Annotated in this window: 12 protein-coding genes; 7 read left to right on the top strand and 5 right to left on the bottom strand. The window is 61.1% G+C overall.

The genetic code is table 11. The features are described 5' to 3' along the window. Positions 1–50: 50 nt before the first annotated feature. Complete coding sequence (locus tag AB5Y98_RS13090) at positions 51–1,841, bottom strand: long-chain fatty acid--CoA ligase (RefSeq protein ID WP_368232043.1); 1,791 nt, start codon at positions 1,839–1,841, stop codon at positions 51–53. Between the two features lie 186 nt (positions 1,842–2,027). Between AB5Y98_RS13090 and AB5Y98_RS13085 the strand changes: the two genes are divergently transcribed. After that, entirely contained in the window at positions 2,028–2,573 is a 546-nt protein-coding gene (locus AB5Y98_RS13085) for a hypothetical protein (RefSeq protein WP_010635100.1), read from the top strand. A 23-nt stretch (positions 2,574–2,596) separates the two neighbouring features. Here the strand turns inward: AB5Y98_RS13085 and rimI are convergent, their stop codons facing one another. Both rimI and AB5Y98_RS13075 read right to left on the bottom strand, forming a co-directional pair. Beyond that, on the bottom strand, positions 2,597–3,046 hold the full coding sequence (rimI, locus tag AB5Y98_RS13080; RefSeq protein WP_011704681.1) for a ribosomal protein S18-alanine N-acetyltransferase: 450 nt from the start codon (positions 3,044–3,046) through the stop codon (positions 2,597–2,599). A 54-nt stretch (positions 3,047–3,100) separates the two neighbouring features. Further along, complete coding sequence (locus tag AB5Y98_RS13075) at positions 3,101–3,580, bottom strand: DNA polymerase III subunit psi (RefSeq protein WP_368232042.1); 480 nt, start codon at positions 3,578–3,580, stop codon at positions 3,101–3,103. A 238-nt stretch (positions 3,581–3,818) separates the two neighbouring features. Between AB5Y98_RS13075 and AB5Y98_RS13070 the strand changes: the two genes are divergently transcribed. Next, a complete protein-coding gene (locus AB5Y98_RS13070; RefSeq protein ID WP_026140972.1) occupies positions 3,819–5,426 on the top strand; it encodes an ATPase RavA domain-containing protein in 1,608 nt (535 codons plus the stop codon). Positions 5,427–5,478: 52 nt separating this feature from the next. After that, positions 5,479–6,933, top strand: coding sequence for an ATPase RavA stimulator ViaA (gene viaA, locus AB5Y98_RS13065; RefSeq protein WP_017782180.1), 1,455 nt, complete (start codon positions 5,479–5,481; stop codon positions 6,931–6,933). A 340-nt stretch (positions 6,934–7,273) separates the two neighbouring features. Here the strand turns inward: viaA and AB5Y98_RS13060 are convergent, their stop codons facing one another. After that, positions 7,274–7,474 carry a hypothetical protein gene (locus AB5Y98_RS13060; protein ID WP_368232041.1) on the bottom strand — a complete coding sequence of 67 codons (201 nt, stop codon included), beginning with the start codon at positions 7,472–7,474 and terminating at the stop codon, positions 7,274–7,276. A gap of 1,180 nt (positions 7,475–8,654) precedes the next feature. On the opposite strand from AB5Y98_RS13060, the gene AB5Y98_RS13055 reads away from it, so the two are divergent. From AB5Y98_RS13055 to AB5Y98_RS13040, 4 genes are all read left to right on the top strand, one after another. After that, positions 8,655–10,517 carry a diguanylate cyclase gene (locus AB5Y98_RS13055; RefSeq protein ID WP_368232188.1) on the top strand — a complete coding sequence of 621 codons (1,863 nt, stop codon included), beginning with the start codon at positions 8,655–8,657 and terminating at the stop codon, positions 10,515–10,517. Between the two features lie 241 nt (positions 10,518–10,758). Further along, positions 10,759–12,348, top strand: coding sequence for a peptide chain release factor 3 (gene prfC, locus AB5Y98_RS13050; protein WP_368232187.1), 1,590 nt, complete (start codon positions 10,759–10,761; stop codon positions 12,346–12,348). Between the two features lie 167 nt (positions 12,349–12,515). Beyond that, complete coding sequence (locus tag AB5Y98_RS13045; protein ID WP_368232040.1) at positions 12,516–12,854, top strand: nuclear transport factor 2 family protein; 339 nt, start codon at positions 12,516–12,518, stop codon at positions 12,852–12,854. 90 nt (positions 12,855–12,944) lie between these two features. Beyond that, positions 12,945–13,388: a GNAT family N-acetyltransferase gene (locus tag AB5Y98_RS13040; RefSeq protein ID WP_336291976.1), complete on the top strand. Its 444-nt coding sequence runs from the start codon at positions 12,945–12,947 to the stop codon at positions 13,386–13,388. A gap of 94 nt (positions 13,389–13,482) precedes the next feature. On the opposite strand, the gene AB5Y98_RS13035 is transcribed toward AB5Y98_RS13040, so the two are convergent. Continuing rightward, positions 13,483–14,406, bottom strand: a complete 924-nt coding sequence (locus AB5Y98_RS13035; RefSeq protein WP_368232039.1) for a GNAT family N-acetyltransferase — start codon at positions 14,404–14,406, stop codon at positions 13,483–13,485. Between the last annotated feature and the right edge of the window lie 158 nt (positions 14,407–14,564).

Genomic DNA, 14,564 nt, shown 5'->3' with positions numbered 1-14,564 from the left:
AGCGGCTTTTTTATTTCCCTCAACCCGAGCGGTCTCAGACGTGGTTGTACTCAGACATGGTTATACATGGCCTCGATCTCGCTCTGGTACTTGGACTCGATGATCTTGCGGCGCAGCTTCATGGTGGGGGTCAGCTCCCCCAGCTCCATGGAGAAGGCGCTCGGCAACAGAGTGAACTTCTTCACCTGCTCGAACTTGGCCAGCTCCTTTTGCAGATCCTGAATGCGCGCCTCGAAGAACTCCACCACCTTGGAGTGGCGCAGCAGTTCGGTCTTGCACTGGTACTGCAGGTTGATGGAGCGGGCGTACTCCTCCAGCGACTCGAAGCAGGGCACGATCAGCGCGGAGACGAAGTGGCGGGCATCGGCGACGATGGCAATCTGTTCGATGAAGCGATCCTTGCCGAGGGTCCCCTCCACCAGTTGCGGTGCCACGTACTTGCCGTTGGAGGTCTTCATCAGCTCCTTGAGGCGCTCGGTGAAGTAGATGTTGCCTTCGCCGTCGAGCTCGCCGGCATCGCCGGTGCGCAGGAAGCCATCCTCGGTCATCACCTCGGCGGTGGCCTCGGGCTTGTTGTAGTAGCCGCGCATCACGGTGGGGGAGCGCACCAGCAGCTCGTTGTTCTCACCCAGCTTCACTTCGATGCCGCTGAGCGCCGTGCCGATGGAGCCCAGCTTGAACTGGCTGTCTTCGTAGCAGCAGACGGTGGCGGTGGTCTCGGTCATGCCGTAACCGTACTTGAGGTTGAGCCCCATGGCCTGGAAGAAGAAGTTCACCTCGTCGGCGAGGCGGGCGCCGGCCACCGGCAGGAAGCGGGTGCGGCCGCCGAAACGGGCGCGCAGCTTGCGAAACACCAGCCGCTCGGCGAGCCAGAGCTGGCCGTAGAGCAGGGGAGAGGCGGCTTTACCCGCCTGGCGGGTGGCGACCATCTGCTTGCCGACCCGGGTGGCCCAGCCGAACAGGGCCTGGCGCAGGCGCGGCGCCTGGGCGACGCGAGCCTGGATCATGGCGTAGGCCTTCTCGTAGAGGCGCGGTACGGCGCACATCACGGTCGGCTGCACCTCGCCGATGACATCCATTACCTTCTGCGGATCGCGGATGTAGACGTTCTCGGCGCCGCAATAGAGCACGTAGTAGGTCCAGGCGCGCTCGAACACATGGCTGAGCGGCAGCATGCAGAGCGACACGTCCTGCTCGTTCAGATCGAGGCGGCTGTTGTGCATCTCGAAGCAGGCGGCGATGTTGGCGAAATCGAGCATCACCCCCTTGGGCTCGCCCGTGGTGCCCGAGGTGTAGATCAGGGTCAGCAGGTCGTCCATCCGGTACTGGCTCTCACGCTCGCGCAGCCCCTGTTCGCTGGGCTGGTGATTGCCGGAAGAGAGGAACTCCTGGAAGTGGCTCGCCTGCGGGCAGCCGTGCAGGTTGACGCTGCCGTCGAGGGCGATGAGCTGCTGGATCTCGCCGCTTTCAATGAGTTGCAGCGCCTGGTCGAACTGGGGCTGTTCACCGACGAACATTACCTTGATGCCGGCATCTTTGACGATGTAGCGCAGCTGATCGAGCGTGCTGGTGGGATAGATGGGGACGCTGACGCCGCGGGCGGCCAGGATGCCGAGATCGGCCTGGGTCCACTCCGGCATGTTGCGGGCATAGATGCCGACCATCTCGGTAGGCTGGTGGCCGGCGCGGATCAGCGCCTGGGCGCAGTAGTCCATGGCCTGCCCCAGGGTACGCCAGCCGATGGCACGCCACTGGCCATCCTGTTGTACGCGCAGGGCGGCCTTGTTGCCAAGCCGGGCGATACGTTCCCGCATCAGTCGAACCAGGTGGTGTTTCGGCATCAGTCAGACATCCTCAAGTAACAGTTGTACGCCCTAAGGGGCACTGAAAAATCGCGCTGGAGTTTAAACTCTAAGATTACAGCTTACAAGTGTTCGCCATTTGTCTTGGATCACAAAGTCGTCAATTAGGGGGCGCTTGAGGCATGATGGTGGCTGACGTGTGGAGCCATTCAGGGAGGGAGCATAATGAGTGTCGGTATCAAGGGGGTGGTGACCGGGGTATTGCTGTTGCTGGCGGGGGCCGGCGGCCTCTGGTTTACGCTGGGAGGTACGGGTGGCGAGGAGGACAACCCCTGGCTGAGCGGCGCCGAAGGCTACGCCCAGGCGCAGCAGCTGGCCCTGCAGAAGGGCTATCCGCTGCTCTACGTGATCGAACGCGCCAAATGCCGGCGCTGCAAACTGCTGGATACCACCCTGTGGCAGACAGAGGAGATGGCGCCTGTGCTGGCCCGGCTGGTCAAGGTGCGTCTCAACCCGAATGCCGGGGATGGCAGCGAGCAGATACTGCGCCGCTTCCCGCAGGTGGCGACCCCGCCCGGCATCTATGTGCAGCAGCCGGGCGAGCCGCTCAAGCCCATCAAGATAGTGGTGGATATCCAGCAGATCTGGATGCCCGGGGTGACCTGGCAGCGCGGCTTCTTCATGCCGCTCTCCGCCGCCGGCTTCGAGGCAGTGCTGCACACCACCCAAAGCCTGCAGGATCCGGCCCTCGACAACGCGCCGCTGCTCTAGTGCTGCAGATGTAGCGTGGCGGCTTAGCCGAAGTCGAACAGGCGGGACATCAGCACGGCATCTTCCCGATCCTGACCGGTGCCGTAGTAGTCGGCGCGCCGGCAGTACTCGGCAAACCCCTCGCTCTCGTAGAGGCTGATGGCGGTGCTGTTGCCGGCCCGCACCTCGAGGAACCAGGCCTCGGCCTTGTTGGCCTTGCTGCGGGTGAGGTACTCCCTGAGCAGCGCCCGCCCCAGCCCCTTGCCCTGAAAGTCGGGGTGCACGCAGATGTTCATCAGCGAGCTGTCGCCTGCCACCAGATCCGAGATGTAGAAGCCGGCCGGCTGGCCGTCGACCAGCAGCAGGCCGTTGAGATAGCGTGGCCCGAAGCAGGAGAGCAGGTTGGCCTGGCTCCAGGGCTCCTTGTGGGCAGCCTGTTCTATGGGGTAGATGAGCTCGAAGTCGGTCTCGAGCAGGGGACGAAATTGCACCATGGTGGCTCCGGGTCGGGGCGGCTGAACGAAGAGGGAAGCGGGGAGCACGGCTGGTCAGCCGAGGCGCCCCTTGAGCTGCTGCCACAGGGCCCGTTTCTGGGCCGGGCTGGGGGTGAGCGGGCAGATCAGGGCCTCTGGCCAGGCGGGATCGGCCGCCTCCAGCCAGAGCAGGGGCGGGGTGTGGCCGGCGGGCAGGCTGCTCAGCAGGCTGACCTCGTCGCTGCCGATGCCGAGGAGCTGGCAGAGATCCGCCAGCAGACCGGGGGCGGGCAGCCGGCTCGCCAGGATCCAGAGCTTGCCGCTCGGCGGCTCGCTCGGCACGGCCGGGGCGGGGGCCGCCTCCTGCTGATTTGCTTGGGTCTCATTGGCCGGCGCGGGCGCAGCCTGATGGCCCGCCAGCAGGGCCGGCCGGCGCAGTTGCCAGCTAGGGATGCCCATCCTGGCCAGCAGGTGTTGCCGCAGGCGAGCGGATGCCTGGTCGGGTTGCTCGGGGACGGGTTCCCGCGCCGTGGTCTGCTGCACTGGATCTTGCATGGGCGATGACTCAGTCTTGATCTGCATTGATGAAAAAAGCTCTGCGCAGGGTACACTCGAACGCGTTTTGCTGCATCTTTTGCGGTATGTTTTAGCCAGGAGAGGCGCTCCGGTGCCCGGCAACCGACCGGTGCTAGCCAGAGGTGGCCTCCCGACAATACAACAAGCAGGACAGGGAACCTTCGATCGCGTCGCGGGTGTGCCGGTTCCAGACAACCCCAGTATCGGAAGTGCGCCTATGCCACCTTTAGCATCACAGAATCTTCGTCTCGCCCCCATTCACGAACGGCTGCCACGCCTGCTGTCGGCCCTCGGCGAGGGGCTTTACGAGCGCCAGGATGCCCTGCGGCTCGGTCTGCTGGCGGCCCTGTCCGGCGAGAGCGTGTTTCTGCTGGGCCCGCCCGGCATCGCCAAGAGCCTGATTGCGCGGCGCCTCAAGCTGGCGTTTCATGAGGCGCGCCACTTCGAGTACCTGATGACCCGTTTCAGCACGCCGGAGGAGGTGTTCGGACCCCTCTCTATCCAGGCGCTGAAGGAGGATGGCAAGTACCTGCGCCTCACCGCCGGCTACCTGCCGGAGGCCGAGGTTGTGTTTCTCGACGAGATCTGGAAGGCGGGCCCCGCCATCCTCAACACGTTGCTCACCGCCATCAACGAGCGGCAGTTTCGCAACGGCGACAGCCAGCACCCCATCCCGATGCGACTGCTGGTGACCGCCTCCAACGAGCTGCCGGCCCCCGACAGCGGGCTGGAGGCGCTTTACGACCGTATGCTGGTGCGGATCTGGATGGACCGGGTGCAGGAGAAGGCCAACTTCCAGGCCATGCTGGCCAGTGACGGCCAGTCCCACCAGAATCTGCCGCCCTCGGTGCAGATCCACGGCGACGAGTATCTGGAGTGGCAGGAGCAGATCGACCGGGTCCGGCTGCCGGACGACTGCTTCGAGCTCATCTATCAGTTGCGCCAGCAGCTCGACAGCCAGCTGGCCCACAGCTGTTACGTGTCGGATCGGCGCTGGAAGAAGGCAGTGCGGCTCATCAAGGCGAGCGCGTTTTTCAACGGCCGCGACGAGGTGGCCCCGCTCGATCTGCTGCTGTTCAAGGATTGCCTCTGGCATGACGAGGCCTCGCGTACCGCCCTGCTGGAGATGATGACCGAATTCTCCCGCCTCTACGGCTATCAGCAGCTGACCATGACTCGTCAGCTGATGGGGCTGCGGGACAAGTTCAAGCAGCTCAAACAGAGCGTGGCCCAGCGCCTGTGCTGCAAGGCCAGAAAGCGCCAGCAGTGGTTCGGGCGCCGCGCTCGCGGCATCCAGATCCCGCTGGCCAACGCCCGCCCGTTCGGCAAGCTGGTGCACTTCCATCTGCTCACCCCGGCGGCGCTGGATGGCGACGATCCGGAGCGGCTGGTGGAGACGCTGGTGTTCGACCGCACCCTGCTCTCCCACTGGCACCCCACCGGCGAGTCGCTGGTGGGCTGGCCGCTTGGCAACCCCAAGGAGGGTCACTACGAGCTGGTGCTGGACGACGAGCTGCGGCTGCACGTGCTGGATCTGCAACGCCAGCAGATCCCGCTGGTGCTGGTGGAGCGCACCCCCATTCCCGAGGTGGTGATCACCCCCTGGCAGGCGGCCCTGACCGAGCTGCTGGCAGAAGCCGGCGTGCTGGCGCAGGAGCTCAAGCGCCAGCGCAATCTGTTCGAGCGCCATCAGCAGCACCTCTTCATCGGTCGTCACTGGTTGCAGCAGGTGGAGGACAGCTTCTTCGTGCTGAACCGGGATCTGGATCAGCTGCGCACCGACATCAGCCAGTGGCACGACCGGCTGCCGCAGCTGGACGCCTGAGCCATGGCGAGCGCGAAGGGGGCGGCCGTGAGCCAGACCATCGGAGGCCGCCATGCTTGAGATCGGCATGATGGATTTGGGGCTGCTCATGGGCGAGGGGGAGCTGGCGGGCGAGATGGCGCTCTTGCTGGCCTCCACCCCCAAGATCTCCGAGTTCATCAAACGCTCCCCGCTGCAGGGCAAATTGCTGCAAAAGCGCATCCGCCGCTGGAGCGATCAGCTGGGGGAGGAGATGCGCCACAAGCCGGTGCCGGTGGCGCTGGAGCAGGAGTATCGCCTCTATCAGGCCCACAAGGGGTTGCCGTTGGCCGAGCTGATGGGGCGCCTGCCGGCGCTGCTGGACGGACTTGAGCAGTACAGTCCCTTCGCCGGCGAGGCGCGCAGCCTGGTGCGCCAGCTGATGGCTCACCCCACCGACAGCCAGCGCCAGCTGCTGATCGAGAAGTGGCGCACCAGCCTGGTGGGCAGCCTGCTGCAGCTGCAGCAGCAGATCGCCGAGGCGGAGCGGGAGAAGCAGCGCCAGGAGATCGAAGATCAGCTGCTGGCGAGCCGTACCCTGGCCGATGCGCTCGATCCCAACCAGATCTCCGCCGGCGGGCTCTGGGATTTGGCGCAGGGGAGCTGGCACAAGCGCAGCCTGGTGCTGGTCAAGCAGTACGCCCGCATGCTGCAGCGCGAGCCACTGCTGGCGGAGATCGCCAACCTGCTGGGACGCAGCGAGCAGGACAACCGGGCCAACGACTCGCCGGTGCCGCCGGTGCAGGTGCACGAGCTGGAGGAGGTGCAGACCGACGACGTGCCGGACGATCTGGTGGGCATCCACCCCGCCAGCGATCTGATGCGCCTCTTGCCGAGCGAGGCGGTGATGCTGGCGCTGCCGGAGCTGGAGCTGGAGTTCTACCGCCGCTATCTGGAGCGGCGCCTGCTCAGCTACCAGTCGCGCGGCACCCTGCCGCGCCAGCGCATCATGCTGCGCACCCCTGAGCTTGGCGGGCGGCAGCTGCAGCAGCGGGGGCCCTTCATCGTCTGCATCGACACTTCTGGCTCCATGGGGGGCTACCCGGAGGAGTGCGCCAAGGCGCTGTTTCTGGCGCTGCTCAAGGTGGCGATGGACGAGAAGCGGGGCTGCTACCTGATGCTCTTCTCCACCGAGGTGGCGACTCTGGAGATCACCGCCGACACCGGGCTCGACAAGGCGGAGCGCTTCCTCTCCATGAGTTTTCACGGCGGTACCGATCTGGTGCCCTGCCTCGAGAAGGCCCTGATCAAGCTGGATGACCCCGCCTTTGCCAAAGCGGACGTGCTGGTGGTCTCCGACTTTATCGCCCAGAGCCTGCCCCACAGCCTGCTGGATCGGATGAACCGCCAGCGCAAGCAGCAGACCCGCTTCCACGCGGTGGCCATGTCCCGCCACGCCAAACCGGCGCTGCTGCGGGTGTTTGACAACAGCTGGCTACTCGACTGCGGCCTGCGCGGTCGCCTGTTGCGCCGCTGGCAGCGCAACTAGATGTTATTCCTTTATCTTCTTAGATAGTTATCGCAATTTACCACAGTGTGTTTTTCATATGTGATATGAAAAATTTGGGGTGTTAAAAATATATTTGGTAATGAGGTGAATGATGGGGGTGACATTGTTTTTATATGTCCAATGAAATAATATCAAAACCTCTAGGCAATTATTTCACCTGACAAAAGAAAGCTAAATAAATTAGCCTGGGGTCTTTACACTAACTGACATGTGATAGACAGAAGAAGGCATAGCTCCTCCTCTGTCTTTTATTTTTATAGCATGCGCCAAGGGGTTCAGTTTCTCTTAATTCAAGAGTGTTGGCGAAATGATATATGCTTTATATTAATGAAATAGAACGTTGTGACTTTCTTGCGACCCCCATGCGTGACGGATTCGCCAATGTTGCATTATCTTTTGAATACCTTGTTCGCATTTCACCGGTAAGAGTAAACAGGCGTGTGATAAATTCACTATCACGAACAGCTCCAGCCTCATGCATTTCCACCAAGTCTTTAATTGATTTAATTTGATTTTTCATTTTATTTTTTCGCAAAGTAACTTTAATTAGTGGTTGATTCTGACGTTGATTCCTGAGGGAAACAACTAATTTAAGTTACAACAATTAAGATGTATTGGCAATCTTAAACTCTCTAAAGGAATTTCGTGATAGCGTTACATTGGTGCTTTTTCTGAAATAGCCATAAAACCACCTATTTCTAATCCTAAGTTACCGTTGTACATAGTACTTTCTGATTGGTAAGTTGTGGGCATTCAGCTTCATTATTTGCCGAGATCACGTGCGTCATGATTCCTCTCACTACATCGCTATAATTATGTTGATTGATTTTTAGATAGATAGCTATTTAAACCAGTCTGTCTCTTTTTCAATCAATGTTCGTGTTACCTCGAAACTAGTTTTCAGCAAGCCAGTCCTTTTTATCATAAATACAGCCATGTTATTCGGGTTTTATTTTTCCATAGACTTGTATTCTTGGAAGATAGAACCCTAGTTGCTTCATCTTTGTATGATATTTTCCCGCTTTGCGGCAGGAAACAGTGGTAGCGAAGCGGAAATTTGTATCAGTCATTGAAAAAATGGATTTTCGATATGTTATTTGAATTTATTTTAGTCAAGAAGTGATTGAGCTCATTCTGCGAATGAAAACTCTAACTCGACACCGAGATAATTTACGATAAAAAAGGGGGTTATACAGGGGATAGCCTTTGGAAAGGTTGAATCAAAGTCGCTGGAGTGTCTCCATACCTAATTGGCCGCTTTCCTATGTGCCCAAAAACTTAAGGGGCAAGTGTACCCTGGTCTACATTCGACGTGCCATTTTGTCATGTTATGTAGGAGGATAATTAACCGCTGATGGTTGGTTTCGCTGTCATATACTCCATCCAGCTTCTCCCGCGCATCGTCGGCGACCCGCCTGAGCCGTTCGTTCTCCTGCAGCAGCTTGTCGTAGGCCGCCTGCAGCTCCTGATATGTCATCAACCTGCGCTTCCCTGTGTTGGATGGCGCCTATAGTCGATGCTGATTTTCCATCTGTAAAGGGGCGCGTTCGGTCAGCGTGAGAGCCTGCCGGATCTGGCCTATCTCCTCTCTTTTTCCATGGTTGCTGTGTGTTGCTGCAAGGCGAGATATGATGGGGGGAGTGAGCATATTCGTGTACTAGCACCACCTGAGGGGAAACCGAACCGGCATGAAACGCATCATGACCCTGATCCTGTTGACGGGATTGTGTACGCCCCTCGCCTGGGCGGCCCGGGCGCCGCTGACCGAGCCCCAGCTCTCCCGCGAGTTGCAGCTGCTGGAGGAGGGGTTCCAGCCCGATCGCATGTTCCGGCTGCGCATCGCCGCCCTGGTGGCGAGCAAGGAGGCCTATCCCCCCGACGTGCAGGGGCGCATCGTGCGGCTGCAGTGCTGGGCCATGCCTTCCGAGTGGGACGACGAGTACCGTGCCGTGGTGAACTTTGCCGACCAGGAACTGGCCGGTGCCCGGGCCCGCAAGGACAGGATCACCGAGACAGGTCTGCTGGCCTGCCGCGCCTTTCATCAGCAGATGCTCGGCAACATGGAGCAGGCCAAGGAGGGCTACCAGCAGGCGCTGGTGCTGGCCCGCCGGCTCGGCGATCGGGTGCAGGAGGCGGACATCCTCAGCTTGCGCGGCGACATGTACGCCTATCAGGGGGAGCTGGCGGAGGGGCTGATGGAGCTCATCGAGGCGCACAAGCGCTTCGAGTCGCTGGGGTTGGATGGCAAGGCGCGGGAGGTGCTGGCCCAGATCGCCAACGCCTATCGGCGGATGGGGCTCTATGAGCGGGCCGAGGGGTATTTCGAAGAGCTGGCCCATGACTACAGTGCCCTGCGCGCCCAGGAGCCGCTGGTGAGGATCCGCTCCCAGCAGGGGCTGCTCTACTCCGAGATGGGGGAGTATGACCGGGCGCTGCCGCTGATGAAGATGGCCGAGCAGTTCTATCGTTCTCAGCAGAAAGAGGGGCTGCTGGCCTGGGTCCGGATCGAGATCGCCACCATACTGCTCAATCAGGGCAAGGTGACCGAGGCGGTGAGCAAGTTGCGCCAGGCTGACGCCATTTTGCAGGGGCGCGAGACCTCCGACAGCGTGACTCTGGGTCACTGGCAACTGGTGATGGGGATGGCGGAGGCGGCGCAGGGCAACCCGACCAAGGCGCTCTACTATCTGGCCCACGCCGAACCCATCTTCGTCAAGGAGAAGAACCAGCGGTTCCTGGCGCGGGTTTACGAGGTGCGGGCGCGGATCCTGGAGCAGCAGGGGCAGATCAGCGCCGCCCTCAGCAACCTCAAGCTGTTTGTCGAGACCAAGCACTCGCTGGAACGGGTGCTCAGGGAGCAGCGCTCGTTGCAGATGCGCTTCGAGTTCGACCTGGCCCGCAAGGAGCTGGAGAATCAGGCCCTCAAGACCAAGCAGCTGCTGCAGGAGGCCAAGCTCAAGCAGCTGCAGGAGCGGCGCCACTGGCAGTACGTGGTGGTGGCCCTGCTGTTGCTGGTGATGGGCATGCTGGCGCTGCACCAGTTCAATCGCTCCCGCCAGATGCGCCGGCTCGCCATGACCGACGATCTGACCGGGCTGCACAACCGCCGCCAGATCCAGAACAAGGGCCAGAACTGGTTCAGACAGGCGCGGGAGCAGGGCAAGCCCTTCTCGGTGCTGCTGCTGGACATCGATCACTTCAAGCTGGTCAATGACCAGCTGGGCCACCACGTGGGGGATCTGGTGCTGGCCGCCGTGGCCAAGTGCATCGCCGCCCAGCTGCGTTCGCTGGACAGAGTGGGGCGCAACGGCGGCGAAGAGTTTCTGGTGCTGCTGCCCGATACCTGTCTGGACGAGGCGATGGAGGTAGCGGAGCGGATCCGTCATCGCGTCTCCCAGCTGCGTATCGAGGGGATGCCGGAGGGGCGCTTTGTCAACGTCAGCATCGGTTGTGCCCAGCAAGGCCCTCTCGACGAGAGCCTGGGGGGGCTGGTGCAGCGGGCCGACGAGGCCATGTACCGGGCCAAGCAGGCCGGCCGCAACCAGGTGATGCGGGCCGAATAGGGTGCACCACCCTGCAAAGCCGGGCTGGGTATTTTTCACTCGCGCGGGTATAATGTCGCGCAATTTTGCTTTGGCTCAGGTGAGAAGACCCATGTAACGCAACCCTCTTCCTCTCTCCACCGGCGGGTCTGATGCCCGCCCGAGTGGCCCGTTGCGTATCCATGCCGGACCGTGAGTCAATGCGGCATCCCGGAATTATTCCCACGGTGGCCAAGGCCGCCGCCCAATAGAAGAACGTTGAATTATGTCAGCTGAATTTCTGAGTGAAGTCTCCAAGAGACGCACTTTTGCGATCATCTCGCACCCGGATGCGGGTAAAACCACCATCACCGAAAAAGTCCTGCTGTTCGGACAGGCCATTCAGCGCGCCGGTACCGTCAAGGGCCGCGGCTCGGGTCTGCACGCCAAATCCGACTGGATGGAGATGGAGAAGCAGCGTGGTATCTCCATCACCACCTCGGTGATGCAGTTCCCCTATGCCGACTGCTTGGTCAACCTGCTCGACACCCCGGGTCACGAGGACTTCTCCGAAGATACCTACCGTACCCTGACGGCGGTCGACTGTTGCCTGATGGTCATCGACGCCGCCAAGGGTGTTGAAGACCGGACCCGCAAGCTGATGGAAGTGACCCGGCTGCGCGACACCCCCATCCTCACCTTCATGAACAAGCTGGACCGCGAAGTGCGCGATCCCATGGAGGTCATGGACGAGGTGGAGCGTGAGCTCAACATCATGTGCGCCCCCATCACCTGGCCCATCGGTTGCGGCAAATCCTTCAAGGGTGTCTACCACCTCTACAAGGACGAGACCTATCTGTATCAGAGCGGTCAGGGCCACACCATCCAGGAGAAGCGGGTGGTGAAGGGGCTGAACAACCCCGAGCTGGACGCGGCCATCGGCGACGATCTGGCGGCCCAGCTGCGCGGTGAACTGGAGCTGGTGCAGGGCGCCTCCCCCGAGTTCGATCACGACGCCTTCATCGCCGGCGAGATGACCCCGGTCTTCTTCGGTACCGCACTCGGCAACTTCGGTGTCGACCACATGCTGGACGGCCTGACCGACTGGGCGCCGGCCCCCATGCCGCGCAAGGCCGAGAGCCGCGAAGTGGTGGCGACCGAGGAGAAGTTCTCCGGCTTCGTGTTCAAGATCCAGGCGAACATGGATCCGAAACACCGCGACCGTATCGCCTTTATGCGCATCGTCTCCGGCACCTACTCCAAGGGCATGAAGATGCGCCACGTGCGCATCGGCAAGGACGTGAACATCTCCGATGCCGTGACCTTCATGGCCGGTGACCGTGAGCAGGCGGAAGACGCCTTCGCAGGTGACATCATCGGTCTGCACAACCACGGCACCATCCAGATCGGCGACACCTTCACCCAGGGTGAAGATCTCAAGTTCACCGGCATCCCGAACTTCGCACCGGAACTGTTCCGCCGCATCCGCTTGCGCGATCCGCTCAAGCAGAAGCAGCTGCTCAAGGGGCTGGTGCAGCTCTCCGAAGAGGGGGCGGTGCAGGTGTTCCGTCCGCTCATCAGCAACGATCTCATCGTCGGTGCGGTCGGTGTGCTGCAGTTCGACGTGGTAGTGTCGCGCCTGAAGAGCGAGTACAACGTCGAGGCCATCTACGAGGCGGTCAACGTCGCCACCGCCCGCTGGGTGGAAGGGACAGACGTCAAGAAGTTCGAGGAGTTCAAGCGCAAGAACGAGGTCAACCTGGCCCTGGATGGCGGTGACAACCTCACCTATATCGCGCCGACCATGGTCAACCTGCGCCTGGCCCAGGAGCGTCACGCCGACGTCCAGTTCCGCCAGACCCGCGAGCACTGACAAGCGCTTGCCGACAGGCAGACAGGATAAAAAGAGACCCCGCTTCGGCGGGGTCTCTTTTTGCATGGCGAACAGGGTGCGGATGGGGGGAGCGCCGCCGTCACCCGTCGACAAGGGGAGCAATGCCCCCTATAAAGGAGGCTCACACATGATTCAGGGAGTGATGCATGTCGGTCGAACTGCCCGTCGAGGCACAATTTAACGCTTACAACGCCCACGATCTCGAGGCCTTTCTGGCCTGCTTCTCCGAGGCGTTCAAGGGGTACCGGATGCCGACGGAGAGCCCGAGCACAGTGGGCAAGGAGGCGCTCAGAACCTTCTATGCCGAACATCGTTTCAACAACCCGGCCCTGCGGGCCGAGCTGCTGGCGCGCACCGTCATTGGCAACAAGGTGTTCGATCACGAGTTGATCTATGGCCTCTCCCCCGAGCCCATCGAAAGCATGGCGGTGTTCGAGGTGGAGGCCGGCCTTATCAAAACGGCCTGGTTTTATTTTCCTTCCTGACCCCAATAGTCAGTTGTTTACCATATGGTGCCAATATACGGCCCCTCTTCGCCACGAAGATTCCAGCATGAACAGCAATAAGGACATTGCATGTACATTTTCCAGGCTACCCCGGCCGATCTTGAAGAAACTAGCTATCTATTTGATGCCTACCGTCAATTTTATGGGCAGGAACCGGATCATGGTGCCGCAGCCGGGTTTATTGCTGAGCGCCTCACCAACGCAGATTCAGTGATCTTTCTTGCTCGCAATGAGATGGGGGAAGCCATGGGATTTGCTCAGCTCTATCCTGCCTTTTCATCCGTTGCCATGAAGCGGATGTGGTATCTCAACGATCTCTTTGTCGCCGAGTCAGCTCGCCAGCAGGGGGTGGCAAGAGCTCTGTTAAAACGAGTAGCCAGCTTTGCCAAAGAGACAGACGCATTAACCGTAAAACTGGCAACATCCATCTCCAATCACCCAGCAAAATCGCTGTACGAATCAGAGGGATATCAAAAGGTCATCGCTTTTGATCACTACACCCAACGGGTTTAGGTGAGATAGAGGGCCCATCCACCATTAGTTATTGCTGACACCCTTCTCCCCTTGAGGGAGAAGGGTTGGGATGAGGGGGGATAGGAACTCACATTTACTCTGTTGGCATGAGCGCCAGCACCATGCAGATCTCGCAGGCATCGTGGCCGGTGCAGCCAAGCGGGCCCGGCAGGTGTTCGAAGCCTAGGGATTCGTAGAGCGCGGTGGCCTCACGCAGCACGGCGGTGGTCTCCAGGTAGCAGCGCTGATAGCCGAGCACGCGCGCCTCGTCCAGCGCCTGCAGTACCAGCCGTCGCCCCAGTCCCAGCCCGCGCAGGGAGGGCATGAAGTACATCTTCTGCAGCTCGCAGACTTGCCCCTCTTCCCCCGCCAGCGGCGCTATGCCGCCCCCGCCCAGAATGGAGCCATCGGGTCCCTCGATCACCCAGTAGCGGCTGCGCTCACCCAGGTAGGTTTCATGGAGAAAGTCGAGATTGGGATCCGCTACGCCGTAGCCCTTGTCGGCGGTGAGGCCGTATTCGGCGGAGACGGCGCGCACCACGGCAGCGATGGCAGGGTTATCGGCCGGGGTGATGGGGCGAATGCGATAGCCCTGCTGGCGACGGGCACGGGAGAGGGCGCTGCGATAGAGGCGCAGGCCTTCCCACAGCTGCTCGCGCTCGGCGAGGGTGAGCTGGGCCAGGGTCTCCTCCATGGCGCTGTCCATCTCCTGATGCAGATCCAGCAGCTGGGCCTGACCGGCGATGGTGAGGCGCGCCTCCTTGCTGCGACCATCGGACGGATGGGGATGCCAGCTGATGAGCTCGCGCTCGGCCAGGCGGGCCAGCGGGCGGCTGGCGTTGGACTTGTCGATGCGCAGCCGCTCCGCCAGTTGCTGATTGGTGGCGGGGCCGCTCTCCAGCTCGATCAGCAGATGGGCTTCGAGCGGGCTGAGCGCCAGTTCGCCGCACTGTTGGGAGAGCATGCCGAGTTCGCGAACCAGATCGCGCGACAGGGCGCGCAGGGGGCGGGGATCCATATCAGGGCTTCCTATTTGGTTGTCATCAACAACCAATATAGCCAACTAGTTGTTACTAGCAACTTTTTATTAGGCCAGCGAGGGATCACGGAACTGGTGGGCATGACGAGCGGGCACAAAAAAGGGCCCGAGAGGGGCCCAAACATTGGAAACCCGCG

This window comes from Aeromonas sp. s3 (assembly GCF_040907805.1).
Lineage (GTDB): Bacteria > Pseudomonadota > Gammaproteobacteria > Enterobacterales > Aeromonadaceae > Aeromonas > Aeromonas dhakensis.
Note: the sequence above shows the minus strand (reverse complement) of the source record. Positions and strands in the feature narration are given on the sequence as shown.

Bases quoted from the DNA above. Each gene is read 5' to 3' on its own strand.
- AB5Y98_RS13090 (WP_368232043.1), bottom strand. From the start codon at position 1,841: ATGCCGAAACACCACCTGGTTCGACTGATGCGGGAACGTATCGCCCGG.
- AB5Y98_RS13085 (WP_010635100.1), top strand. From the start codon at position 2,028: ATGAGTGTCGGTATCAAGGGGGTGGTGACCGGGGTATTGCTGTTGCTG.
- rimI (WP_011704681.1), bottom strand. From the start codon at position 3,046: ATGGTGCAATTTCGTCCCCTGCTCGAGACCGACTTCGAGCTCATCTAC.
- AB5Y98_RS13075 (WP_368232042.1), bottom strand. From the start codon at position 3,580: ATGCAAGATCCAGTGCAGCAGACCACGGCGCGGGAACCCGTCCCCGAG.
- AB5Y98_RS13070 (WP_026140972.1), top strand. From the start codon at position 3,819: ATGCCACCTTTAGCATCACAGAATCTTCGTCTCGCCCCCATTCACGAA.
- viaA (WP_017782180.1), top strand. From the start codon at position 5,479: ATGCTTGAGATCGGCATGATGGATTTGGGGCTGCTCATGGGCGAGGGG.
- AB5Y98_RS13060 (WP_368232041.1), bottom strand. From the start codon at position 7,474: ATGAAAAATCAAATTAAATCAATTAAAGACTTGGTGGAAATGCATGAG.
- AB5Y98_RS13055 (WP_368232188.1), top strand. From the start codon at position 8,655: ATGACCCTGATCCTGTTGACGGGATTGTGTACGCCCCTCGCCTGGGCG.
- AB5Y98_RS13045 (WP_368232040.1), top strand. From the start codon at position 12,516: ATGTCGGTCGAACTGCCCGTCGAGGCACAATTTAACGCTTACAACGCC.
- AB5Y98_RS13040 (WP_336291976.1), top strand. From the start codon at position 12,945: ATGTACATTTTCCAGGCTACCCCGGCCGATCTTGAAGAAACTAGCTAT.
- AB5Y98_RS13035 (WP_368232039.1), bottom strand. From the start codon at position 14,406: ATGGATCCCCGCCCCCTGCGCGCCCTGTCGCGCGATCTGGTTCGCGAA.